The organism is Streptomyces sp. NPDC030820, assembly GCF_055572075.1.
Genome location: NZ_JBVIEB010000003.1, coordinates 178,196 through 201,753, shown reverse-complemented (window position 1 = coordinate 201,753; position 23,558 = coordinate 178,196). Strand labels below are relative to the sequence as shown.

19 protein-coding genes and 2 pseudogenes are annotated in these 23,558 nt (G+C 71.5%); 14 read left to right on the top strand and 7 right to left on the bottom strand.

Features of this window, described 5'->3' with window-relative positions; translation table 11 throughout:
• Positions 1-45 precede the first annotated feature (45 nt).
• Positions 46-2,094, bottom strand: coding sequence for a phosphocholine-specific phospholipase C (locus ACZ418_RS09305; RefSeq protein WP_468359406.1), 2,049 nt, complete (start codon positions 2,092-2,094; stop codon positions 46-48).
• A 244-nt stretch (positions 2,095-2,338) separates the two neighbouring features.
• Between ACZ418_RS09305 and ACZ418_RS09300 the strand changes: the two genes are divergently transcribed.
• Genes ACZ418_RS09300 through ACZ418_RS09290 form a run of 3 tightly spaced genes read left to right on the top strand, consistent with a single transcriptional unit; the run spans position 2,339 to position 4,496 of the window.
• A complete protein-coding gene (locus ACZ418_RS09300) occupies positions 2,339-3,403 on the top strand; it encodes a Rieske 2Fe-2S domain-containing protein (RefSeq protein WP_468359402.1) in 1,065 nt (354 codons plus the stop codon).
• On the top strand, positions 3,400-3,570 hold the full coding sequence (locus ACZ418_RS09295) for a hypothetical protein (protein ID WP_468359399.1): 171 nt from the start codon (positions 3,400-3,402) through the stop codon (positions 3,568-3,570). The genes ACZ418_RS09300 and ACZ418_RS09295 overlap by 4 nt, the downstream gene beginning before the upstream one ends.
• Complete coding sequence (locus ACZ418_RS09290) at positions 3,567-4,496, top strand: PDR/VanB family oxidoreductase (RefSeq protein WP_468359396.1); 930 nt, start codon at positions 3,567-3,569, stop codon at positions 4,494-4,496. The genes ACZ418_RS09295 and ACZ418_RS09290 overlap by 4 nt, the downstream gene beginning before the upstream one ends.
• Positions 4,497-4,578: 82 nt before the next feature.
• Here the strand turns inward: ACZ418_RS09290 and ACZ418_RS09285 are convergent, their stop codons facing one another.
• Positions 4,579-5,250, bottom strand: coding sequence for an MmyB family transcriptional regulator (locus ACZ418_RS09285; RefSeq protein WP_468359393.1), 672 nt, complete (start codon positions 5,248-5,250; stop codon positions 4,579-4,581).
• A 254-nt stretch (positions 5,251-5,504) separates the two neighbouring features.
• Here ACZ418_RS09285 and ACZ418_RS09280 point away from each other — a divergent pair, with 254 nt between their 5' ends.
• From ACZ418_RS09280 to ACZ418_RS09270, 3 genes are all read left to right on the top strand, one after another.
• On the top strand, positions 5,505-6,161 hold the full coding sequence (locus ACZ418_RS09280) for a helix-turn-helix domain-containing protein (protein WP_468359390.1): 657 nt from the start codon (positions 5,505-5,507) through the stop codon (positions 6,159-6,161).
• Positions 6,162-6,175: 14 nt separating this feature from the next.
• The gene (locus ACZ418_RS09275) at positions 6,176-6,733 is read left to right on the top strand and encodes a toxin-antitoxin system, toxin component (RefSeq protein ID WP_468359387.1); all 558 of its coding nucleotides are present in this window, start codon (positions 6,176-6,178) and stop codon (positions 6,731-6,733) included.
• A gap of 194 nt (positions 6,734-6,927) precedes the next feature.
• Positions 6,928-7,155 carry a hypothetical protein gene (locus tag ACZ418_RS09270; RefSeq protein ID WP_468359384.1) on the top strand — a complete coding sequence of 76 codons (228 nt, stop codon included), beginning with the start codon at positions 6,928-6,930 and terminating at the stop codon, positions 7,153-7,155.
• 33 nt (positions 7,156-7,188) lie between these two features.
• Here the strand turns inward: ACZ418_RS09270 and ACZ418_RS09265 are convergent, their stop codons facing one another.
• Together ACZ418_RS09265 and ACZ418_RS09260 are read right to left on the bottom strand one after the other, a co-directional pair.
• Entirely contained in the window at positions 7,189-7,869 is a 681-nt protein-coding gene (locus ACZ418_RS09265; protein ID WP_468359378.1) for a 4'-phosphopantetheinyl transferase family protein, read from the bottom strand.
• Entirely contained in the window at positions 7,817-8,722 is a 906-nt protein-coding gene (locus tag ACZ418_RS09260) for a metallophosphoesterase family protein (protein ID WP_468359375.1), read from the bottom strand. The genes ACZ418_RS09265 and ACZ418_RS09260 overlap by 53 nt, the downstream gene beginning before the upstream one ends.
• Positions 8,723-9,041: 319 nt before the next feature.
• Between ACZ418_RS09260 and ACZ418_RS09255 the strand changes: the two genes are divergently transcribed.
• On the top strand, positions 9,042-10,157 hold the full coding sequence (locus tag ACZ418_RS09255; protein WP_468359372.1) for an ATP-grasp domain-containing protein: 1,116 nt from the start codon (positions 9,042-9,044) through the stop codon (positions 10,155-10,157).
• Positions 10,158-10,279: 122 nt separating this feature from the next.
• Positions 10,280-11,965 carry a carbohydrate binding domain-containing protein gene (locus ACZ418_RS09250; protein WP_468359369.1) on the top strand — a complete coding sequence of 562 codons (1,686 nt, stop codon included), beginning with the start codon at positions 10,280-10,282 and terminating at the stop codon, positions 11,963-11,965.
• A 273-nt stretch (positions 11,966-12,238) separates the two neighbouring features.
• Here ACZ418_RS09250 and ACZ418_RS09245 read toward each other — a convergent pair whose 3' ends face one another.
• Complete coding sequence (locus ACZ418_RS09245; RefSeq protein WP_468359366.1) at positions 12,239-15,298, bottom strand: alpha-mannosidase; 3,060 nt, start codon at positions 15,296-15,298, stop codon at positions 12,239-12,241.
• A gap of 55 nt (positions 15,299-15,353) precedes the next feature.
• Complete coding sequence (locus tag ACZ418_RS09240) at positions 15,354-16,691, bottom strand: 6-phospho-beta-glucosidase (protein ID WP_468359363.1); 1,338 nt, start codon at positions 16,689-16,691, stop codon at positions 15,354-15,356.
• A gap of 261 nt (positions 16,692-16,952) precedes the next feature.
• Here ACZ418_RS09240 and ACZ418_RS09235 point away from each other — a divergent pair, with 261 nt between their 5' ends.
• From ACZ418_RS09235 to ACZ418_RS09210, 6 genes and pseudogenes are all read left to right on the top strand, one after another.
• Entirely contained in the window at positions 16,953-18,152 is a 1,200-nt protein-coding gene (locus ACZ418_RS09235; protein ID WP_468359360.1) for an NAD(P)/FAD-dependent oxidoreductase, read from the top strand.
• A gap of 18 nt (positions 18,153-18,170) precedes the next feature.
• The gene (locus ACZ418_RS09230; RefSeq protein ID WP_468359357.1) at positions 18,171-19,130 is read left to right on the top strand and encodes a sigma-70 family RNA polymerase sigma factor; all 960 of its coding nucleotides are present in this window, start codon (positions 18,171-18,173) and stop codon (positions 19,128-19,130) included.
• A 27-nt stretch (positions 19,131-19,157) separates the two neighbouring features.
• Positions 19,158-19,904 (top strand): annotated as a pseudogene (locus tag ACZ418_RS09225) (DUF4981 domain-containing protein); the annotation flags it as partial.
• Between the two features lie 264 nt (positions 19,905-20,168).
• Positions 20,169-20,927, top strand: a complete 759-nt coding sequence (locus ACZ418_RS09220) for an IclR family transcriptional regulator (protein ID WP_468359354.1) — start codon at positions 20,169-20,171, stop codon at positions 20,925-20,927.
• A gap of 167 nt (positions 20,928-21,094) precedes the next feature.
• Positions 21,095-21,325 (top strand): annotated as a pseudogene (locus tag ACZ418_RS09215) (hypothetical protein); the annotation flags it as partial.
• Positions 21,326-21,508: 183 nt separating this feature from the next.
• Positions 21,509-22,909, top strand: a complete 1,401-nt coding sequence (locus ACZ418_RS09210; protein WP_468359351.1) for a glycoside hydrolase family 16 protein — start codon at positions 21,509-21,511, stop codon at positions 22,907-22,909.
• 54 nt (positions 22,910-22,963) lie between these two features.
• Here ACZ418_RS09210 and ACZ418_RS09205 read toward each other — a convergent pair whose 3' ends face one another.
• Positions 22,964-23,530, bottom strand: coding sequence for a hypothetical protein (locus tag ACZ418_RS09205; RefSeq protein WP_468359348.1), 567 nt, complete (start codon positions 23,528-23,530; stop codon positions 22,964-22,966).
• Positions 23,531-23,558: the final 28 nt, after the last annotated feature.

Here is a 23,558-nt window from a genome sequence, read left to right as displayed (position 1 = left end):
GACCGGTACCTGACCAGTCCGCACGGAGCGGTCTTCATCGCCCGTTCACTCCGCGGCGATCGCCGGGTCGCTGACGCCGGGGTGGCCGTTCTCGACATGGCCGGCGAAGCCGCGCAGGAAGGCCGGGTCGGCGTCACAGGTGACCGTCACGTCGTACCAGCGCTTGCTCGCCGTGAGGTCCACGGTGTGCTTGACGGTCGCGCCCGGCCGTACGGTCACCGTCGCCGGGGCGCCGCCGTAGCCGCTCACGACCTTCAGCTTCACCGTGCCGGAACCCTTGTTGGTGAAGGTGAGTTCCAGGTCGTCGCCCACGTGCCGCGCGGTCGCCTCCGGTCCCGCGGTCTTGCCCTTGCCCTTGAAGACGCGCAGGAAGCCGTTGGGGCCGTGCACGGCGAGGTCGTGCAGACCGCCGGAGTAGGCCGAGTTCCAGGTGTCGGTCAGGGACTTGCCGGCCGCGGTCGTGTAGGTCCAGGGGCCGTCGGTGCGGTTGCCGGAGGTCACCAGGAAGGCGGCGCCCGCGTGCACCCCCGAGGCGAACGTGAGCGTGAAGGTGCCGGCCGCGGTGTCCGCGGAACCGTCCACCACCGGGGCGTACTTCAGCGGACGGGTGGGCCGGCTGCCGCGCTCCTGCTTGGGCAGGGCGGGGTGGGCGGGCGGCTTGGGCACGTAGTCGGGGTGCCGGTTGTGGTCCGGCGGCTCGTACCCGGCCGTGGAGGGCAGCGTGACCGACTTGGTGTCCTTGCGGGAGAAGTCGAAGGCGGCCGTCAGGTCGCCGACGACGGCGCGGCGCCAGGGGGAGATGTTCGGCTCCTGCACGCCGAAGCGGCGCTCGATGAACCGGATGATCGAGGTGTGGTCGAAGGTCTCGGAGCAGACGTAACCGCCCTTGCTCCACGGGGAGACGACCAGCATCGGCACCCGCTGGCCGAGCCCGTAGGGGCCGGCGACATGGCTCGCGTCGCCCTTGTACAGGTCGGGGGTGGCGTCCACGGTCGACTTGCCCTGGGCGCCGGAGGCCGGCGGGTACGGCGGGATGACGTGGTCGAAGAAGCCGTCGTTCTCGTCGTAGGTGATGAACAGCGCCGTCCTGCCCCAGACTTCGGGGTTGGAGGTGAGCGCGTCCAGGACCTGGGAGACGTACCAGGCGCCGTAGTTGGCGGGCCAGTTGGGGTGCTCGGTGAAGGCCTCGGGGGCGACGATCCAGGAGACCTGCGGCAGCTTGCCGGCCTTGACGTCGGCCTTCAGCTGGTCGAAGAAGCCCTCGCCCTTGCGGGCGTCGGTGCCGGTGCGGGCCTTGTCGTACAGCGGGTCGCCGGGCTTGGCATCGCGGTACTGGTTGAAGTAGAGCAGGGCGTTGTCGCCGTAGTTGCCGCGGTAGGCGTCGTCGATCCAGCCCCAGCCGCCGTTCGCGTCGAGGCCGTCGCCGACGTCCTGGTAGATCTTCCAGGAGACCCCGGCCTTCTCCAGGCGCTCGGGGTACGTCGTCCAGCCGTAGCCCTTCTCGTCGTTGCCGAGGACCGGGCCGCCGCCCTGGCCGTCGTTGCCGACGTAACCGCTCCACATGTAGTAGCGGTTCGGGTCGGTCGAGCCCATGAACGAGCAGTGGTAGGCGTCACAGATGGTGAAGGCGTCCGCGAGGGCGTAGTGGAACGGTATGTCCTCGCGGGTCAGGTGCGCCATGGTCGTGGTGCCCTTGGCCGGCACCCACTTGTCGTACTTGCCCCCGTTGAAGGCGGCGTGGGTGTCCTGCCAGCCGTGCGGCAGGTCCTGGATGAACGCGAGGCCCAGGTCATCGGCGTCCGGGTGGAAGGGCAGGATGTCCTTGGTGCCGTCGGACTGCTTCCAGACCGAGCGGCCGTTCTGCGTGACGGAGCGGGGGTCGCCGAAGCCGCGGACGCCTCGGAGCGTGCCGAAGTAGTGGTCGAAGGATCGGTTCTCCTGCATGAGGACGACGATGTGCTCGACGTCCCGGACCGTTCCGGTGCGATGGTTCGCGGGCAGTGCGGCGGCACGCTGGATGCTGCTGGACAGTGCGGTGAACGCCGTGGTGGCGCCCGCGAGTTGGAGGAATCGGCGCCGATTGACTTCGGGCATGGGTCTGCGGGTCCTCTCGTCCTGACGTAGGCGATGCCGTCCACATGACGGAATCTGCGCGGAGCGAGTGTTCCAAGAGCAACAAACGTCAGGGAAGGGTCCGATGGCGCCCGTGTGAAACTCGGAGGTCCGTGCGGTGCCGCAGTCGTTCGCACACGGGCTTCCGTCAGACGGAAGTCGGCGTTGCGCGCCGTGCGGCACGTCCCGACGATGTGGCCACCACCCACAGACGGGAGCCGCAGCCATGCCGCACATGACCGCTTTCGCGCGGAATCAGTGGTACGTCGCCGCCTACAGCGAGGAGGTCGGGCGCGAGTTGCTCGGCCGGACGATCCTCGGGGAACCGCTCGTCTTCTACCGTACCGAGGAGGACGGCAGCCCGGTCGCCCTGCACGACCGGTGTGTCCACCGCCGCTACCCGCTCTCCTCCAGCGGCCTGGACGGCGACCGGATCGTCTGCGGTTACCACGGTTTCACCTACGACCGCACCGGCGCCTGCGTCTACGTACCGGGCCAGAAACGCATCCCGCGCACCGCGCGCGTCGCCTCCTACCCGGTGGTGGAACAGGACTCGCTGGTCTGGGTGTGGATCGGCGACCCGGCGCTCGCCGACCCGCAGACGATCCCGCGGGCCCGGCACCTGGACTCCCCCGGCTGGACCACCGTGCGCGGCATGGAGCCGATCGACGCCGACTACGGCCTGCTCGTCGACAACCTCCTCGACCTGTCCCACGAGACGTATCTGCACGGCGGTTACATCGGCACCCCCGAGGTCGCCGAGACCCCCATCACCACCGAGGTGGACGAGGGCGCGGGCGTGGTCCGGGTCAGCCGGCACATGGACGATGCCGAGTGCCCGCCGTTCTACGCCCGTTCGACCGGCATCGAGGGCCGGATCACCCGCTGGCAGGACATCGAGTACCACGCACCCTGCCTGTATCTGCTGCACAGCCGGATCGCGCCGGCGGGCGTCGTACCGGAGCCGGACGGCAGCGACCCGCACGGTTTCCACACCGAGATCACCTACGCCATCACGCCGTCGGCCGACGGCAGGGTGTACGACTTCTGGGCGGTCTCCCGGGACTGGGCGACCGAGGACGCCGAGGTCACCGGGTTCCTGCGGGCCAACAACCACACCGTGGTGATGCAGGACGTGGACGCGCTCAATCTGCTGCAGCGCACCCTCGGCACCGAACGCACCGGCTACCAGGAACTGAGCATCAACATCGACACCGGCGGCCTGGCCGCGCGCCGGATCCTGGCCCGGCTGATCGAGGAGGGCGACAAGCCGGTCGAGGGGCTCCGGTGAGCGCCGGCACCGGCGAGGTCTACCGGATCGACTGGCTGCCGGGCACCGACCTGCTGCACGGCACCTGCCACTGCGGCGCGGAGCACACCGCCGATGACCCGGTGCTGATGTGGGAGTGGATGCTGGCGCATCCCGAAGGACACGACAGCGAAGAGGCCGTACGGTGACCGAACTCGAACTCGTGGTGGCCGCACGGGAGTTCGCCGCCGAGGGTGTGCTGGCCCTGACCCTGCGCGATCCGCTGGGCCGTGAGCTGCCCGACTGGGAGCCCGGCGCCCATGTGGACCTGCTGCTCGGGCCGGGACTTGAGCGGCAGTACTCGCTGTGCGGCGATCCATCGGACCGGTCGGCGTGGCGGATCGCGGTGCTGCGCGAACCGGCCGGGCGGGGAGGGTCGGCCCATGTGCACGAGCAGTTGGACGAGGGCGGGAAGATCCGGGTGCGCGGGCCGCGCAACCACTTCCGGCAGGAGCCCGCGCCCCGCTACCGGTTCATCGCGGGCGGCATCGGCATCACTCCGATCCTCCCGATGCTCGCCGCGGCCGAACAGGCGGGCGCGGACTGGACGTTGCTCTACGGCGGACGCACCCGCTCGTCCATGGCGTTCACCCGGGAGCTCGCCCGCTACGGCGACCGGGTCACCCTCGCCCCGCAGGACGAGACCGGCCTGCTCGACCTGGGCCCGGTGCTGGACGACCTGCCCGCCGGCACCCTGGTGTACTGCTGCGGTCCGGGGCCGCTGCTGGAGGCCGTCGAGGAGCGGTGCCCGGCCGAGGTACTGCGGGTGGAGCGCTTCCAGCCGAAGGAACAGCAGCCGGGCAGCGACGAGGGGTTCGAGGTCGTGCTCGCCCGCAGCGGCCGTACCGTCACCGTCCCGCCGGAGGTGTCCGTACTGGACGCGGTGCGCGCCGCCGGGGTCGAGGTGCTCTACTCCTGCACGGAGGGGACGTGCGGCACCTGCGAGACCGACGTGCTGGAGGGCGCCCCGGAGCACCGGGACTCGGTCCTCACCGAGGAGGAGCGGTCGACGGGTGACACGATGATGATCTGCGTGTCCCGGTGCCGGGGCGTCCGTCTGGTGCTGGATCTGTAACCCGGTCCCGGGCGACGAACATGATGTGCGTAAGAGTTTGCGACCCGGCTCCGCCGGCGACCTGAACGCCGGCGGCGCCGGGTCAGTTCTCGGTGGCCGGTACGACTGTCAGATGGGCCGCCGCGCCCCGGGGCCGGCGCGGGCGGCGTACGGGTGCGGCGGGCCGGCGGTTCTCCCGCACCACCATCGAAAGGCGCCGGTAGCCGAGGCCGCGCAGGATCTCCGGTGTCTCCTCGACGATGCGGCACCCGGTGGGGCCGCGCCTGGGATCGGGGTGGAGCAGCAGCCGGACGGCCCCGTCGAGCCGGCTGGCGGTCTCGCCGACGGCACGCATCCAGTGCGACAGGCCCTGCCGGTAGGCGGCCTCCATCAGCGGGTCCTGGGCGATGTCCCGGCGGACCGCCTGGAGTTCGTGGTCGTGCGGGTAGGTCTCCAGGGCGGCCCTGAGGTGGGCCAGCATCGGCAGGCACCAGCCCTGCTCGTGCTCGCCGAGGACCTCGCCCGCATCCGGGTGGAACAGGACGAACCGCAGGAAGTTGTCCCCGGGCATGGCCGTCGCGTGCGGGCGCACCCCGCGGAAAAGTGTCTCGAACGCGCCGTTGGCCATGACCACGTCCCAGCGGTGGTCGACGACCAGGGACGGGCAGCCGTGGGACTCCAGCAGTACGGCGTAGTCCTGGAGGTACGCCTGGGTCTCGCAGGTCTCGGGGACGGGCCGCGGTGCCGGCCGCTGCCCTCCTGCCTGATGTGCCATCGGGAGGTCACCCCTCTTGCCTCTGCGGCCTTCACGCGGCCCTGCGATCCTGCGGCCCGCGACAAGACCGTGTCAACTATCGTGGCATTCCACGCCCGTTGACGGCCGAAATTCGCCACAGTTGTGGCGACACCTGGATGTGAGTTCGAGGCACCCGCTACTCTCCGGGAGGTTCACGGCGATCGCTCGTGAGCATCACGGACTCAGCAACACGGACACATCTGAAGCCCTCGAGAGACGTAGGAGTTCTGTCGGTGACGGATGGCTACGAGGATCCGGGCGCCACGGCGACCGCCCAGCTGCCGGCCGTCGTCGCCCGCGTCACCGCGCTCGCCGACCGACTCGGCGTGCCGCATGCCGAGGTCTTCGACGTCGGGCGGCTCTCCGTGGCCTGCGGGGTGCCGGAGCCGGTGGTCAAGGCCCTGCTCGCCGGCCGGCCCGCCGGTGAACCGGATGTCCAGGCACGCTTTCTGCAGCGCCTGGGCCTGCTGCGGCGCACCCGGCTGAAACCCAACGGCCGCAAGTACACCCAGCAGGAGATCGCCGACGGCGCGGGCATGTCCCGGCAGCAGGCCGGCGCCCTCATCAACGGCGACCGGCGGCCGACCATGGAGCACTGCGACGCGCTGCAGCGTTTCTTCCGGGTGCACGCCGGCTTCCTGACCGCGGAGGACCCCGAGGCGCTGGCGGGCGCCCTGCAGCGCACCGAGCAGGAGCTGCTGACGAAGCTCGCCGACCGGGAGCGGGCCGACGCCGGGGCCGAGGAGGATCCGCTGGAGCGGCTGCTGCAGGACCACGGGGTGCGCGGAATAGCCTGGCGGGCCGCGCAGCTGCCCACCGACCAGCACCGGGACAAGGTCGCGGAGTGGCTCGACATGCTCCTGGAGAGCGTCAAACGGCCCGAGTCGTGAGCCGGGGGAGGACTGTGGGCATCGGCAGGGACATGCGCCGGCTGTGCAGCGAGCTGGTGGGCGGGCTTGCGCTGCCCGCGCCGGCGCCGCCGCGGGAGCTGTACGGCGCGCTGTGCGAGGCGATGAGCCGCCGCCGGGGCCGCCCGGTGCACTTCCGTGCGGCCGCCTTCCCGCCGGGCACGGCGAGCGGCCTGTGGCTGGACCTGACCGACCGCGACCTCGTCGTCGTGGAGGAACGCACCGCGCCCGACCACCAGTTGGTGATTCTCGGCCACGAGCTGTGGCACATGCATGCCGACCACCGCGGACACCACGTCGACGGCGTCGGGGTCGCCACGCGGCTGCTGCACGACGACACCGACCAGGAGGCGCTCCAGGCCACGGTGCAGCGGGTCGCGGCCCGGACCCGTTTCGACCTCGCCGAGGAGCGGGAGGCCGAGGCCTTCGGTCTGCGGCTGGCCAGCAAGTGCCGTACCTGGCTGGCCGGTTCGGCCCTGCGCGGCCCGGTGCAGCGCGACGGCGTGGCCGGGCGCATCGAGGCGTCCCTGGGCTATCCGGGGTCACAGGGCTGATCCGGCGGTACGGCGCTGGGGCGATCCGCCGACGACATGCCGTTCACCCCAGCAGTCCGCACCGAAAGGATTCGGCCTCGGCTGAGCGGGCGAACCGGAACGGGACCGAACGGCGTTGTCAGTGGTGGGCGGCAAGCTGGAGAGGTGCGCCGCAGGGCGCGCGACCGTGACGCCTACTCGGGGAGAGCCGACCGATGCCCACCGCCGTACTGACCGACCGCGAGCGCACCGCCGTACAGGCCTATCTGCGGCTGATGCACACCGTGCGCGCCGTCTTCGACGGGCCACCGGACGGCGGCCGGCCCGCCGTGGTGCCGCCCGCCGTGCTGGCCGAGGCGGAGCAGGCCCTGGCGTGTGCGGGCCTCGCGGGCAACGAGGAGCAGTTCTTCCGGCTGCTGCGCGACTGGTGCCCGCAGGCCTGACCGGGCCGGGCGCTGCGCGCCGCCGCCGGGGGTTCAGTGATGCGGGACGACCACGGCGGTGGTGACCACTTGGTCGCGTACGGCCCACCTGCCGTCGAAGACCTGGAGCCGGCGGTCGCCGACCCGGGGCCCGGGGACGAGGAGTTCGGCACGCAGGGTGCCGTGCGGCTCGTCGCCGGGGCTCGGGGCGAGGATGATGTCGGCCTCGGAGAAGTCCAGCCAGCTGCGGGTCAGCGGGAACCACGCCTTGTAGACGGACTCCTTGGCGCTGAACAGGATCCGGTCCCAGTGCACGCCGGGTCGCTGCCCGGCGAGCCGGTCCAGCCGCTCGGCCTCGGCGGGCAGGAAGACGGAGGCGCCGACGCCGTCCGGGAGCGGCCCGTGCGGTTCGGCGTCGATGCCGAGGGAGGCCAGGTCGCCGGCCCGGGCCAGCGCGGCGGCGCAGTAGCCGTCGCAGTGGGTCATGCTGCCGATCAGGCCGTCCGGCCAGCGCGGCGCGCCCCGCTCGCCGCTGAGGATGGACTGGGCGGGCACGCCGAGCTTCTCCATGGCACGCCGGGCGCAGCCGCGCACCGCGGCGAACTCGCGGCGGCGCTTGGCCACGGCACGCTCGACGAGCGCTGCCTCCCCGGGGTGGAACGGGGCGTCCCACAGCGGGTCGTCACCGTGTGCCTCCACGGCCACGACCGACTCCGGGAGCAGCTCCTCGATCACCGGCTTCGACCTCCATCGGCAGGATGCGGCGCAGCTTTCCCGGCGGCTCCGAGCGCTTGCGCCATTCACGGGGATAGCCTACGGAGACCTCCTCGAAGCGGACTCCGTCGTGCCAGGTGGTGCGGGGGATGTGCAGATGGCCGTAGACCATGGTCGCGACGCGGAACCGGCGGTGCCAGTCGGCGGTCAGCAGGGTGCCGCACCACATGGCGAACTCGGGATACCACAGCACCTCGGTGGGATGCCGGTGCAGCGGATAGTGGTTGACCGGTACGACCGGAAGGTCCGCGGGCAGCTCGGCGAGCCTGCGCTCGGTCTCGGCGACCCGCGCCCGGCACCAGGCGTCACGGGTCGGATAGGGATCGGGGTGCAGCAGGTACTCGTCGTTGCAGACGACGCCGGTGCTCTGCGCGTAGGCCAGACCTTCGGCCTTGGTGGCGCAGCCGGGCGGCAGGAACGAGTAGTCGTACAGCAGGAACAGCGGGGCGACGACGACCGGGCCGCCCGGGCCGCGCCACACCGGATAGGGGTCCTCGGGGGTGACGACGCCCAGCTCGCGGCAGAGCGCGACCAGGTGCTCGTAGCGGGCGACGCCGCGCAGGGTGACCGGATCCTTCGGGTGCGTCCACAGCTCGTGGTTGCCGGGGGCCCACAGCACCTTGCGGAAACGGCCCGCGAGCTTCTCCAGGGTCCAGCGGATGTCGGCCACCGTCTCGGCGATGTCACCGGCCACGATCAGCCAGTCCTCGTCGCCGGCGGGCCGCATCTCCTCGACCAGCGCGCGGTTCTCCGGATAGGTGATGTGCAGGTCGCTGATGGCCAGCAGCTGCCCGGCCCCGGCCGCAGACTCCACCCTGCACCCCTTCCGATCATCCTCCGCGGGACCACGAGAACACATTCCCGGACACCCCGACAAGAGGCACCCCGGCCGCCGTGTCGCGGGGCGCGGCAGCGGGCCGGCGCCGCCCTCGGGGACCTCGGCGAGCCTACTGGACGAGTCCCGGAAATCCGTAACATCCGCGTTGCACGCGCGGGCTCTTGAAAGCCGTATGATCGCCCCGACACCATCACCCCAACCTCCCTTTTCTCAGGGGTTCTTTGGCGTCCCTTCCTCCCTCCTGCCCGGGCACGGGCCGCCGAGCCCTGCCCGAAAACCGTGAAAGGCGGCCTGCATGCTCTCTCGCGTACGCGTCTGGCTCAACCGCACGTACGCGGAGAACGTCTTCTTCATGGATCAGCTGCGCAGAAATCCCAGCGATCGCGCGGTGGAGATCCATGCCACGCACGGGGACCCCGACTCCCCCGTGCTGGCCGCCGCCGACACCGCCGACCTGGAGCCGGAGGGCCTGTCCCCGGCCGGCTACGTCGAGTACGCGCTCGACCAGTGCGCCCGGCGCGGTATCGACGTGTTCGTGCCGCGGCTGCACCAGGCGGCGATCGTGCGGCACCGCGCGGAGTTCACGGCGGCCGGTACGGCGCTGCTGGCGCCGACGCCCGAGGCGGTGGCCGTGTTCGAGGACAAGGCGACCGCGTACGAGGCGGTCCGCTCGGTGGGCGTCCCGGTGCCGCCGTGGTGGCGGGTGCGCACGGCCGACGAACTCCTCGCCGCGGTCGAGGAGTTGGAGGCGGCCGGGCACAAGGCGTGCTTCAAGCCGGCCGCGGGTGCCGGCGGGGTCGGTTTCCGGGTGATCACCCGCGCCCCGTTCTCGCTCGGCCACCTTGAGGGGTTCCCGAGCCCTTACGTCCAGCTGGACCTCGTCGTCGAGGCGCTGCGGCGGTCCGAGCAGCCGGTGGACTGGCTGGTGATGCCGCGCCTGGAGCAGCCCGAGGTGTCGGTCGACTGCCTGACCGGGCCCGACAACCGGCTGCGGCTCGCGGTGGGCCGCACCAAGAACGGCCGCCGCAGGGGTTTCACCCTCGACGAGCGGTGGCTGGAGCCGGCCCGGCTGATCGCGGAGGGCTTCGGGCTGCACCACCTGTCCAACATCCAGTTCCGCATGCTCGGCGACCGGCCGGTGCTGCTGGACGTCAACACGAGGCCCTCCGGGGGCCTTCACCAGGTGTCGCTGTGCGGGGTGAACATGCCCTGGGCCGCCGTGCAGTTGGCGCTGGGCGAGGATCCCGGGGTGATCGAGCCGCCGTTCCTGGGGCAGGACTACACGGTGGTGGCAGGGCCGCGATCGGTTCTGCCCGTGCCTGCGGCTCTTCCGCGGCAGAGGGACGCGGAGATCGCCCTTCCGGTGTTGCCTGCACAGGCAGCTTCGGCGGTGGAGGTCCTGCCGCTCTAGTCCGCCGGTATGGACCAATTCTGCTTCCGTCCTTGACAGCAGGATTGGTCCATACCAAATTCATTGGCGCACCTCCGCACAGCCGTGCACTCCCGAACACCCCATCCCCACAGGGAGATAGCGTGCGCAATCCACTCGGACGTCACAGACGTCGGCTTCTCGCTCTCCTCGGCTCCGTCGCTCTCGCGGTCGGCGGGGCCATCGCCCTTCCCGGTACCGCTCAGGCAGCCAACATCCTCACCAACCCCGGCTTCGAGTCCGGCGGCCTGTCCCCCTGGACCTGCACCGGCAATCTCGGCTCCGTCGTCTCCTCCCCCGTGCACAGCGGCTCGAAGGCGCTGCAGGGCGCGGTGACCGACAGCGACAACGCGCAGTGCAGCCAGACGGTCGCCGTGCAGCCGAACACGACGTACAACCTCAGCGGCTGGGTACGCGGCAGTTATGTGTACCTGGGCGTGAACGGCGGCGCCTCGACCTGGACGACCTCGCCGACGGCGTACAGCCGGCTCAGTGTCTCGTTCACCACCGGCGCCGCGCAGACCACCGCCACCATCTATGTCCACGGCTGGTACGCCCAGGGCACCTACTGGGCCGACGACATCAGCCTGGACGGCCCGGGCGGCGGGGGCGGCGGGGACACACAGGCGCCGACCGCGCCGACGGGCCTCACCTCCACCGGCAAGACCTCGTCCAGCGTTTCGCTGTCGTGGAACGCCGCCACGGACAACGTGGGCGTAACCGGTTACGACATCTACAGCGGCGCCAACCAGGTGCTGACCGTCTCCGGCACGTCCGCCACGGTCAGCGGGCTGTCGCCCAGCACGTCGTACACCTTCACGGTCAAGGCGCACGACGCGGCCGGGAACGTCTCGGCCGCCTCCAACGCCGTCTCCGTGACCACGGACGCGGGCAGCGGCGGCGGCACCGGGTTCAAGCAGGCCGCGCCGTATCTGTACGAGGGCTGGGGCGATCCGCCGAGCCCGACGACGGTGATGAGCGCGACCGGGGTCAAGTGGTTCACGATGGCGTTCGTGCTGGACTCCGGCGGCTGCACGCCGGCCTGGGACGGCAGCCGGCCGCTCACCGGTGGCGCCGACCAGAGCGCCATCAACGCCGTCCGGTCCGCCGGCGGTGACATCGTCCCGTCCTTCGGCGGCTGGCAGGGCAGCAAGCTCGGCGCCAACTGCTCCTCCGCGGCCGCGCTCGCCGGCGCCATCCAGAAGGTGATCGACGCCTACGGCCTGAAGGCCGTCGACATGGACATCGAGAACTCCGACGAGTTCGAGAACGAGGCCGTGCAGGCGAAGATCCTCACCGCGCTGAAGACGGTCAAGGCGAACAACCCCGGCCTGAAGACCATCGTCACCTTCGGCACCTCGACCACCGGGCCGACGTACTACGGCAACCGGCTGATCGAGCAGGCGCAGTCGCTCGGCGCGAACGTCGACGTGTTCACCATCATGCCGTTCGACTTCGGCGGCGGCTCGGACATGTACGGCAACACCGTGAACGCCGCGGAGGGCCTGAAGGCCAAGCTGAAGTCGACCTTCGGCTGGGACGACGCGACCGCCTACGCGCACATCGGCATCTCGGGCATGAACGGCCTGTCCGACCAGCAGGAGACGACCACCCCGGCGATCTGGTCCCAGATCCGCGACTGGGCGAACTCGCACCACATCGCGCGGCTCGCCTTCTGGTCCGTCAACCGCGACCGGCCGTGCCCGGGCGGCGGCGTGGTGAGCAACTGCTCCGGCATCAGCCAGAACAACTGGCAGTTCACCTCGATCACGGCCGGGTTCACCGGCTGAGCGCGGCCCTCGGTGTCCCCCGGTTCCAGGACCGGGGGACATTTTTTTTTCCGCCGGGGTGTATCAGGGCGCGGCCCCGCGGCTCTCCATGACAGCAACGGAAAGCCGACGGGGGTACTACGGGGGGGAAATCCGGGGGCACGGGGGAACGGGGGCACGGGGGAACGGGTCGGTCGGTCGCGGTCACGGGGAGCGACCGGCCGACTCGGTGGGTCGGCCGGTCAGCGACGGGGGACCGCCTGTCCGGCGTCCACCCGGCGGGACCCCAACAGCTTAGGAACGGTCCGCTTTTGCTCGCCGCAGACGCAAGGTGAGGACCTGGAAGGGCCGCAGCGTGAGCGGAACCGAGCCGTCGGGGCCCGCCGCCGTGTCGCCCAGCGGGCGTTCCAGCAGGTCCGTGACCTCGGCTCCGGCCAGCGGAAACCCGGTGCGCAGCACCCCGGCGGCCCGACCGCCCCGGCACTCGTACAGCCGGACCACCACGTCCCCTGAGCCGTCGTCGGCCGGCTTGACCGCCTCCACGGTCACGCCCTCGCCCTCGACGGAGACGACCGGCTCGGGCTCCCCGGCCGAATCGGCGATACGCAGGGGCAGGTTGAGGGCATAACCCTCGGCGACCGCGTCCTCGATGGTGGCGCCGGGCAGCAGGGCGTAGGTGAAGCGGTGCCGGCCCTGGTCGGCTTCGGGGTCGGGAACGCGTGGGGCACGGACCAGGCTGAGGCGGACCGTGGTGGTCGTACCCCCGTCCTCGCGGACGGTGCGGGAGACGTCGTGGCCGTAGGTGGAGTCGTTGATGACGGCGACGCCGTAACCGGTTTCGGCGATGTGCACCCAGCGGTGGCCGCAGACCTCGAAGCGGGCCGCCTCCCAGCTGGTGTTGGTGTGGGTGGGCCGCTGGACGTGGCCGAACTGGATCTCGGCGGAGGAGTGCGGGGCGCGCAGATCGATGGGAAAGCCCGCCTTGAGGATCTTCTCCGTCTCGTGCCAGTCGATGTCCGTCTCGACGTCGATGCGGGCGCTGCCGGCGCGGACGGTGATCGTCTGGGTGATGCGGGATCCCTTGCCGAAGGAGCGGACCACCTGGATAGCGGCCACGAGGGGATGCTCCTCGACCACGGTGACGGAGTCGGGCTCCAGCAGGTCGGTGTAGCGGTTCCTGTAGTGCTTGTCGATGTCCCAGGCGTCCCAGTAGTTGGGCAGGTCCGTGTGGAGGCGAAGCAGATTGCCCGGGCCGGCGAGGACTTCGCGGCCGGCCCGCAGATCGAGTACAGAGGACAGTGTGCCGTCCTGAGCCACCTGTACCCGCACGATCCCGTTGTCCAGCGTGCGCCCCTCGACCGTGACCTGGTGCGGGGGTTCGGCGGGCGTGAGTGGCGCGGAGCCGTTCGCGGGCACCTGTACGTACACCGGTGCGCCCCCGGGGGTGCGGACCACCTCGGCGCGGTCGCGGGGGGCGGTGTTGAACACGCGGGGCCCGCCGGCGCCCAGGGCGGCGATCGCCTCGCCCGTCAGCGCCGTCAACTCCTCCGCCACGCGGGCGTATTCGGCCTCGGCCTCGCGATGCACCCAGGCGATGGAGGAGCCGGGCAGGATGTCGTGGAACTGGTGCAGCAGAACCGTTTTCCACAGGCGGTCCAGCTTCTCGTACGGATAGGCGTACCCGGGCGCGTGCAGAGCGGCCGTCGTGGCCCACAGCTCGGTCTCGCGGAGCAGGTGTTCACAGCGGCGGTTGCCCTGCTTGGTGCGGGCCTGGGTGGTGTAGGTGGCCCGGTGCAGCTCCAGGTACAGCTCGCCCACCCAGACCGGGGCGTCCGGGTACTCCTCACGGGCCTTGGCGAAGAACGCGTCGGGGTGTTCGATCTCGACCCTGGCCGAGCCCTCCAGGTCCTTCAGCCGGCGGGCGCGTTCCATGATCTCGCGGGTGGGGCCGCCGCCGCCGTCGCCCCAGCCGAAGGGGGCGAGGGAGCGGGTGGCGCCGCCCTTCTCGGCGTAGTTGCGGACCGCCCGGGCCAGCTCCGCGCCGCTGAAGTGGGCGTTGTAGGTGTCGATGGGCGGGAAGTGGGTGAAGACGCGGGTGCCGTCGATGCCCTCCCACCAGAAGGTGTGGTGGGGGAAGGTGTTGGTCTGGTTCCAGGAGATCTTCTGGGTGAGGAACCACTCGTTGCCGGCGAGCCTGGCCAGCTGCGGGTAGGCCGCGGTGTAGCCGAAGGAGTCCGGCAGCCAGACGCCCTTGGTCTCGATGCCGAAGTGGTCCATGAAGAACCGTTTGCCGTGGACCAGTTGGCGGGCCAGGGCCTCACCGCCGGGCAGGTTGCCGTCGGCCTCCACCCACATCCCGCCGACCGGCGCCCACTGGCCCTTCTCCACCGACCTCCCGATCCGCTCCCACACGTGCGGGTAGTGGTCGCGCACCCACGCGTACTGCTGGGCCTGGGAACAGGCGAAGACGAACTCCTCGTACTCGTCGGCGAGCGCGGTGACGTTGGAAAACGTTCTCGACGTCTTGCGCCTGGTCTCGCGGAGCGGCCACAGCCAGGCGGTGTCGATGTGCGCGTGGCCGACGCCGGAGACGATGTGCGCGCTGGCGTGGGCGGGCTTGGCCAGCACCGGGCGCAGGGATTCCCGTACGGCGGGGGCCGAGGCGGAGACGTCGTCCAGGTCGAGCAGGTCCATGGCCCGGTCGAGGGCGTGCATGATCTCGTGCCGGCGCGGTTCGTGCTCGCCGAGCTCCAGCATCAGTTCGCGCAGCACCTGGAGGTCGAGGTCCAGGTGCCAGACCTGCTCGTCCAGGACGGCGAGGTCGGCGCGGCGGAAGGTGTACAGCGGACGGTCGCCCGCCGTCCGTACATCGCCGAGCGGGGTCGGTCCGGCAAAGCCGTTCGCGAGGATGTCCGGGTTGGACGCCGCCTCCACCAGATACTCGACCGCTTCACCGCCGGCCGCCGGGTGGGCGACCGGCACGTACTGGTTGAGCGGGTTGACCGCCTTCAGCGGGGTGCCGTCGGTGCGGTGGACGAGCGCCTCGGCCTGGTTGCCGGGCCAGTCGCCGACGAACCCGAGATCGATCACCGACTCCACCCGCTCGCCCGCCCACTCGGCGGGCACCCGGCCGCGCATCCGGAACCAGGTCGTCCCCCAGGGCGGGCCCCAGGGGGTGTCCATCGCGAACGGTGCGTACGGGGCGGCCGCGGCCTCCTCGAAGGAGACCGGTTCCCCGGGGGCCTGCCAGGCCTCCACCTCCAGGGGGACGCGTGCCGCGTGGATCGCGGGCTTGATGCGCTGGCTGTGGAGGCGTTCGACGCGCTGCTCGATCCTGCGGCGTTCGTCGTGCATGGAGATCTCCAGAGGAAGCGGGAAGGCCGGGAAGGGAAACGAGCCGGGGAAACGCTTACTTGAGATACGCCAGGCCAGGATGGACCTCCAGGTAGCCCTCGACCAGCCTGCGGGCCACGTTGACCGAGTCGACGAGCGGATGCAGCGCGAACGCCTTCACGGCCGTCTGCCGGGAGCCGGACTCGGCGGCGGCGAGCACCTCCCGCTCGACGGCCTTGACCGAGCAGACCAGTCCGGTCGCGTGGTCGGGCAGCGGGGCTACGGCGACCGGGTGGGCGCCGCCCGCGTCGACCCGGCAGGGGACCTCGATCACGGCGTCGCCGTCGAGCACGGACAGCGTGTTCCCGTTGCGCACGTTGAGGATCAGCGTGGTCCGCTCGTCGCGGGCGATGGCCCGCATCAGGGCGAGCGCGACCTTCTCGTAGCCGCCGGACAGGTCCTCGGCCTCGCGCTCGCCCGCGCCGGCGCTCTCCCGGTTCTCGGCCATGTAGGTGGCCTCGCGTTCGGCCCGGGTGCGGTCCCACACCTCGAGGGCGGACCGTTCCGGGCGCAGGGCCTGCGTGTAGAACCGGGCCTGCTGGTCGCGCAGGAAGGCACCCCGGGTCTGCTCGGCCCGCTGGTAGGCGCGTACGGCTTCCCGGTTGAAGTAGTAGTAGTGCAGGTACTCGTTGGGGATCGCGCCGAGCGACTGCAGCCAGTCGGCGCCGAACAGCCTGCCCTCTTCGAAGGAGCCGAGCAGGGCGGGGTCGGCGAGCAGGCGTGGAAGCTCGTCGCGTCCGGCGACGCGCAGGCCGCGCACCCAGCCGAGGTGGTTGAGGCCGACGTAGTCGACGAAGGCCTCCTTCGGGTCGGCGCCGAGGACGCGGGCGATACGGCGGCCGAGGCCGACGGGTGAGTCGCAGATGCCGATGACACGGTCGCCGAGGTGCCGGGACATGGCCTCGGTGACCAGGCCAGCCGGATTGGTGAAGTTGATGACCCAGGCGTCCGGGGCGAGGCGGGCCACGCGCCGGGCGATGTCGGCGGCGACGGGCACGGTCCGCAGTCCGTAGGCGATGCCGCCCGCGCCGACGGTCTCCTGGCCGAGCACGCCCTCGGCGAGCGCCACCCGCTCGTCGTCCGCCCGGCCCTGCAGGCCGCCGACGCGGATCGCGGAGAAGACGAAGTCGGCGCCGGCGAGCGCCTCGTCGAGGTCGGTGGTGGCGGTCACCCGGGGCGCGTCGGGCACGCCGGCGGCCTGTTCATCCAGTACCCGGCGTACTGCATACAGTCGACGCTCGTCCAGGTCGTGCAGGACGACCTCGGTGACCCGCCCCTCGGCGTGGTCGGTCAGCAGTGCACCGTGGACGAGCGGCACCCGGAACCCGCCGCCGCCCAGAATCGTCAGCTTCACGTCTGCGTCCTTCCCCGAACTTCGACCACGACCACTTCGGCCCCGGCCGCCTGGAGGGCGGACCGAACGGTGGCCGGGTCCCCCTGCATCCCATCATTTCGGCCCCGGACTCCGGCCTGCATCTGCGCCGCCCGGCGTCGCGAGCATCCTCGGGCGGCGCTCCTGCCGCTCTGTGACCCATGCCACATTCAGTTCCTGTCAGCAATCGGGGCGCCGTTCCGCTCAACTCACCGGGACCAAGCGAACCGACAGGAGCAGCACATGAAGCACCGCATCGTCGTCCTCGGCGCCGGCTATGCCGGGGCCTACGTGGCCGGGAACCTGGCCCGCCGGCTGTCCCCGGCGGACACCGAGATCACCGTGGTCAACGCCGAGCCGGACTTCGTCCAGCGGCTGCGGCTGCACCAGCTCGCGGCCGGCCAGGAGATCGAGGCCCCGCAGCTCGCCGACGTCTTCGCGGGCACGGGGATACGGCTGCGCCTGGCCCGTGTCACCGCCGTCGACCCCGAGCGCCAGGTCGTCGCCGTGGCCGACGCCGACGGCGGGGGCGAGCTCGGCTACGACACGCTTGTCTACGCGCTCGGCAGCCACGGCGCCGACCACGGCGTCCCCGGCGTGGCCGAGCACGCCTTCGACGTCGCCGCCCGGCCCTCGGCGCTGCGCCTGCGCGAGCGCCTGGACAGTCTGGCCAGGCGGGGCGAGGGCCGGAACGTGGTGGTCGTCGGCGACGGGTTGACCGGCATCGAGACCGCCACCGAGATCGCCGAATCCCGGCCCGGCCTGTCGGTGACGCTGGTCGCCCGCCGCGAGCTGGGCGCCCGGCTCTCCGCCGGGGCCCGCAGCCATCTGCGCCAGGCCTGCGACCGGCTGGGCATCACCGTCCTGGAGCGCACCAGCGTCGAAGCCGTCGAAGCGTCGCGGGTGCTGTGCGCCGACGGCACCGCCCTGGCGTCCGACGCGACCGTGTGGACGGCCGGGTTCGCGGTCGACCCCATCGCCTCCGCCGGCGGACTGGAGGTCACCGAGAACGGTCGGATCGTCGTCGATCGCATCATGCGGTCGGTCTCGCACCCGAACGTCTACGCCGTCGGTGACAGCGCCTACGCCATCGGCGACAACGGCCGGCCGCTGCCGATGTCCTGCGCCTCGGCAGGCTACACGGGCAACCAGGCGATCGCGGCGATCGTGGGACGCCTGACCGGCCGCAAGATCGCGAACACCAAGCTGGCCTACACGTACAACCACATCAGCCTCGGGCGGCGGGACGGGCTCATCCAGATGGTCGACGACGAAGGGCAGGCGAAGCCGAAGCACTTGCGCGGCCGGAAGGCCGCACGGATCAAGGCGGGCATCCTCAGGATATCGCTGTGGGCCACCTCGCACCCGACGCTCGGCGTGCCCAAGAGCAGGCGCCGCCTGGCCGCCGCGCCAAGCACCTCCACGGAAAAGGCGGTTGCGTAGCCGCCTAGGGTGATCCGCATGGACAGCACCGCCACCGATCGCTTCGACACCAGCCGGTTCGAGGCCAGCCGGAACCGGCTGGCCTCGCTGGCGTACCGGCTGCTGGGCTCCGCCACCGACGCCGAAGACGCCGTGCAGGACGCGTTCCTGCACTGGCAGGCCGCCGACCGGCAGCGGATCAAGGTGCCGGAAGCATGGCTGACCAAGGTCGTCACCAACCTGTGCCTCGACCGGCTCCGCTCGGCACAGGCCCGCCGCGAACGCAGCGCCGGCGCCTGGCTGCCCGAACCGCTCCTCGACGGCGACCCGATGCTCGGCCCGGCCGACACCTTCGAGCAGCGCGAATCGGTCTCCCTGGCCGTGCTGACGCTCATGGAGCGCCTGTCACCCGTGGAGCGGGCCGTCTACGTGCTGCGCGAAGCGTTCTCCTACAGTCACGCCGAGATCGCCGAGATCCTCGACATCACCGAGTCCGCAAGCCAGCAGCACCTCCACCGGGCCCGTAGCCGCATCACCGCCGCGCGCCGCCGCTGCGGCGGCGGCGAAGCCGACCCGGCATCCGCCCGCAGGATCGTCGAGGAATTCCTCGCCGCCGCCTCCTCGGGCCGCACCGAACGGCTGGTGGCACTGCTCACCGACGACGCGACCGCGATCTCCGACGGCGCCGGCCTGGCCAAGACGCTGCTGCAGTACGACACTCCGCAGCACATCGCCGCCATCGCACGGGCCGGCTTCAAACCCACACCCGCGAAACGGCGACTTGCCGGCGGCACGCCCGCCATCCACTACGCGCTCGTCAACGGCGCACCCGCCATCCTCTTCGTGCTCGGGGACCGGGTCGTCGGCGCCGTGACGTTCGACATCACAGGCGGCAGGATCGCAACCGTGCGCGGCATCGCCGCGCCCACCCGCCTCGTCCGCCTCAGCGAAGCGTGGCGTACGAACGAACCGGACACGCCGCTCATCACCGAGTGGTGACCCGGATCCGGAGCCACTACCGAGCGCGCGGACCACTGGGCGGCCACCGAGTCCACGCCGGGCCTTCAGGGCGGCTTCATCCGGGAGTTCTGGGGCCATGGAATCCTGCGGCGCGTGAGCGAGGAAAGACGGGCCGGGCGCACGGGTGCCGGGCGGTACGGCAACGGTGTCACCGCACCCGGCAGCCGCTGGGCGTACGGCGGTGACCTCTGCGACGCGCTGTACGACGGCTTGTTCGTCCCGGAAGAAGCCGACGGAGCGGGCTTGGCGGGCCTCCCCGGCCACACCGACCGCTTCCCGATGCCGGACCTGCTCCATCGCCGGGAGATGGCGGCGCCGGTGCGGATCCGGTGCTACCGGCACGAGGGGATCGTCGTTGCCAACCACCGGCGCTTCCCGGGTCTTTCCGGGCTGAAGGCGACCTGGGAGCTGACACCCGCCGACGGCCCCACCCTGACCGCTCCGGCCCGGCTGCCCGATCTGCGGCCGGGCGAGACCGCGGCCGTACCGCTGCCCTTCACGCTGCCGACGGACGGCGGTGAGGCGTGGCTGACGCTGCGGGTGGTGACGGCCGAGGACGAGCCTTCGGCGCCGCGCGGCACCGAGATGTGCGCGCCGCGGATCCGCCTGCGGGCTGCGGCCCCGGACCGTGCGGTGCCGCCGTCGGCGGCGCCGGTGCTCACCCTGGGGCGAACGCCCGCCGACGATGAGCCGGGCGGGGTCGCGCGGCGCCGACGGGAGTCGGTGCCGGACGCCCTGGTGCGGAAGGTCGTGTAGGCGCATCCTCGGGGGACGAGACAGAGGGCGTACGAGTGTCAACCGGCCGGCCGGGCAGAACTTCGACGGAACCGGCAGGCTGCCCGCCCCGGTGCATTCGGACACCCCGCCCGCCTACGCGGCAGCGACCGCAACCACCACGGCACGGGCCACCTCGGCGCGGCCGTCGACCGTGTCCCCGCCCCCGGCCGCGGTCGAGCGACGCAGAGAGGCGTCGGTTACGATCCGGGCCACGACGTACGGCGACAGGGTGAGGTGTCCGTGAGCGAGCGGTCCGCGGCCGACCGGCTGCTGGCCGTGCTCGCCGCGTTCGACCACGAGCACCCCGCCCTGTCCCTGACGGACATCAGTCGCCGGGCGGGGCTCAGCCTGACCACCGCGCACCGGCTGGCGGGCGCCCTGACCGCGTGGGGCGCGCTGGAGCGCGACGCGTCCGGGGTGTACCACGTGGGGCTGCGGTTGTGGGAGGTGGCCGCGCTCGCGCCGCGCGGCCTGGGCCTCAGGCAGCTGGCGCTGCCGTACCTGGAGGACCTGTACGAAGCGACGCACGAGAACGTGCAGTTGGCCGTGCGGGACGGCGCGGAGGTCGTCTACATCGAGTGGCTGTCCGGCCGTTCGGCGGTGGGCGTGCACATCCGGGTCGGCGCGCGCTGGCCGCTGCACGCCACCGGTGTCGGGCTCGCCCTCCTCGCCCACGCGGACCCGGACCTGCAGGAGGAGTACTGCGCCGGGCCGCTGGCCGCCTTCACGCCGTACACGATCACCGATCCGGCGCGGCTGCGCCGTACGCTCGCCGAAGTGCGCCGCTCGGGCGTGGCGGTGAGTGAGCGTCAGGTGACGGAGGACGCGCTGTCGCTGGCGGCGGCGGTGCGCGGGCCGGGCGGGGACGTGGTGGCGGCGGTGTCGGTGGTGGTGCCCAGGGCGGGCGCCCAGGTGCCGGCCCTGGCCCCGGCGGTACGGCTGGCGGCCCGGGGGATCTCGCGGGCGCTGGGCTGGCGGCCGGGACTACGCGAGCGGTGACCTGTCCGCGTGCCTGTGACCGGTTCGACGAACACCACTTCCTCGTCCACGGCGACGACATGGAGCAGGCGCTGCTCGGCGAACCGGTGCGCGGTGGGAAAGCAACGCTCGAAGAACGCCGCCTCGACGACGTTCGCCGGATTCAACACCCGGATGGAGTCCTCTGCGCGTCCACCGCGGTGTTCGGGCACCAGAACACCAGCCATGGCTGTGTCGGGCTGCACGACGCCAAGGGGGCGGGTGACAGCTCGGTGGCCGACTGCAAGTTCTACGAGAGCTCGATGCTCGGTGACGTGGTGATCGTGAAGAACTCCGGCGAGAGGACCGTCGACCCGGCCAACGGGCTCAACGGATGGAATCTGTCCTGGGCCGACTGGAAGGCGGGCAGCGCGGTCTGAGCCGGTACGGGCGGCTTCACCCCCTGAACTCCCTTGCGGATCAACGAGTTTCTTTGTTTCACATCTTGACGACCGCAGGGGCGGGGAGCACATTGGCGGCACCTTGAGAGCGCTCTCAGCTTTCGACGTGGGAGCGCTCTCACATCGCCCCGCACACTCCCCGTACCTACCGAGAGGCCCCCCATGAGCGATTCCTCCGGCATACCCAGACCCCGCCCCCTGCGCCGCGCGCTGATCGCCGCCGTCGCCACGCTCGGCCTGGCGGTGGCGGTCGCCACGGCCGCCACCGCGCCCGCCGACGCCACCGCCCCCACCCCTCCCTCGGGCTGGACCCAGGTCTTCGCGGACGACTTCAACGGCGCGGCGGGCTCCGCGGTCAACACCACCAACTGGCAGTACGACACCGGGACTTCGTACCCGGGCGGTGCCGCGAACTGGGGCACCGGTGAGGTCGAGACGATGACCTCCAGCACGAACAACGTGGACCTGGACGGCAGCGGCGACCTGCTCATCACCCCGCGCCGCGACGCCTCCGGCAACTGGACCTCCGGCCGGATCGAGACCACCCGGACCGACTTCCAGCCCCCGGCCGGCGGCAAGCTGCGCGTGGAGGCCCGCATCCAGACGCCCAATGTGACCGGGAACGCGGCCGCCGGCTACTGGCCCGCCTTCTGGATGCTGGGCGCGCCCTACCGCGGCAACTACCAGAACTGGCCGAGCGTGGGTGAGCTGGACGTCATGGAGAACGTCCAGGGCCTGAACAAGACCTGGGCCACCATGCACTGCGGCACCAACCCGGGCGGCCCGTGCAACGAGACCACGGGCCTCGGCAACTCGACGGCGTGCCCGAACACCACCTGCCAGTCGGGCTTCCACACCTACACCATGGAGTGGGACCGCTCGGTGAGCCCGGAGGCGATCCGCTTCTACGTCGACGGGGTCGACTACCAGACGGTCACGGCGAACCAGATGGACGCCACCACCTGGGCCAACGCCACGAACCACGGCTTCTTCGTCATCCTGAACGTGGCGATGGGCGGCGGCTTCCCCGCGGCCTTCGGCGGCGGCCCGACCGGCGCCACCGAGCCCGGCCACCCGATGGTCGTCGACTATGTGCAGGTCCTGCAGTCCTCGGGCAGCGGCGGCGGCACCACTCCCCCGCCGACCGGCAACCGCGACGCCTACAGCGCCGTCCAGGCCGAGTCCTACGACGGCCAGTCCGGCATCAGCACCGAGACCACGACCGACACCGGCGGCGGCCAGGACATCGGCTGGATCGCGAACGGCGACTGGGCGCTGTACAAGGGCGTGAACTTCGGCTCCGCGGCGGCCACCCAGTTCTACGCCCGGGTGGCGAGCGGCGCGGCCGACGGCGTCAGCGGACTGGTCGAGGTGCGCCTGGACAGCCGTGGCAATCCACCCATCGGCAGCTTCGCCGTCGGCAGCACCGGGGGCTGGCAGACGTGGAAGACGGTTCCGGCCAACATCAGCTCGGTCACCGGAACGCACGACGTCTATCTGACCTTCACCAGCGGCCAGCCCGCCGACTTCGTGAACGTCAACTGGTTCGACTTCGGGCACTGACGAACCCGGCGGAAGGGGGGTTGGTCCGCGTCGATGGGACCAACCCCCACCTCGTCACCGGATGGACGCGCTGATCTTCCCGTCGAAGGTGAGCACCACGAACATGCCGTTGGCGTCCAGGCCGGCGTCGTGCTGCTTCGCCTCCAGCGTGGCGTAGACCCGGCCGCGGTGGACGATCTGCGCACGGGAGCGGTCCCCCGTCCACGTGACCTTGGCGGTCGAGCCGTCGGGGAGCCGGAAGGTGCCCGGGCCCTGGTGGGCGCCGCCGATCCAGGAGTGGACCTGCCCGTCGGCGGTGAGCACCACGAACAAGTCGTTCTCGTCCACGCCGTCGTCGTGCCGGTTCGCCTCCAGAGCGGCGTAGACCTCACCCCGGTAGACGACCTTCATGCGGTAGTGATGGGCTCCGAGCTTGTAGATCTCGCCCGTGCTGCCGTCCGCGAGCTTGACGGTGCGCCAGGGCGACGCCGTCGTGGATGCGGCCGTCACCGTGACCTCGGACCGGTGGGCGGCCGGTGTCGCGGCGAGGGCGGTTGCGGCGGGCGCCACCAGAGCGGCCGTCAGAAGAGCGCCGGTCAGGGCGCGAACGACTGCGCGGCGGGGCGTCTTCCATGTCGACATGCGGGTCTCCTTGGTGAAGAGTCGTAGG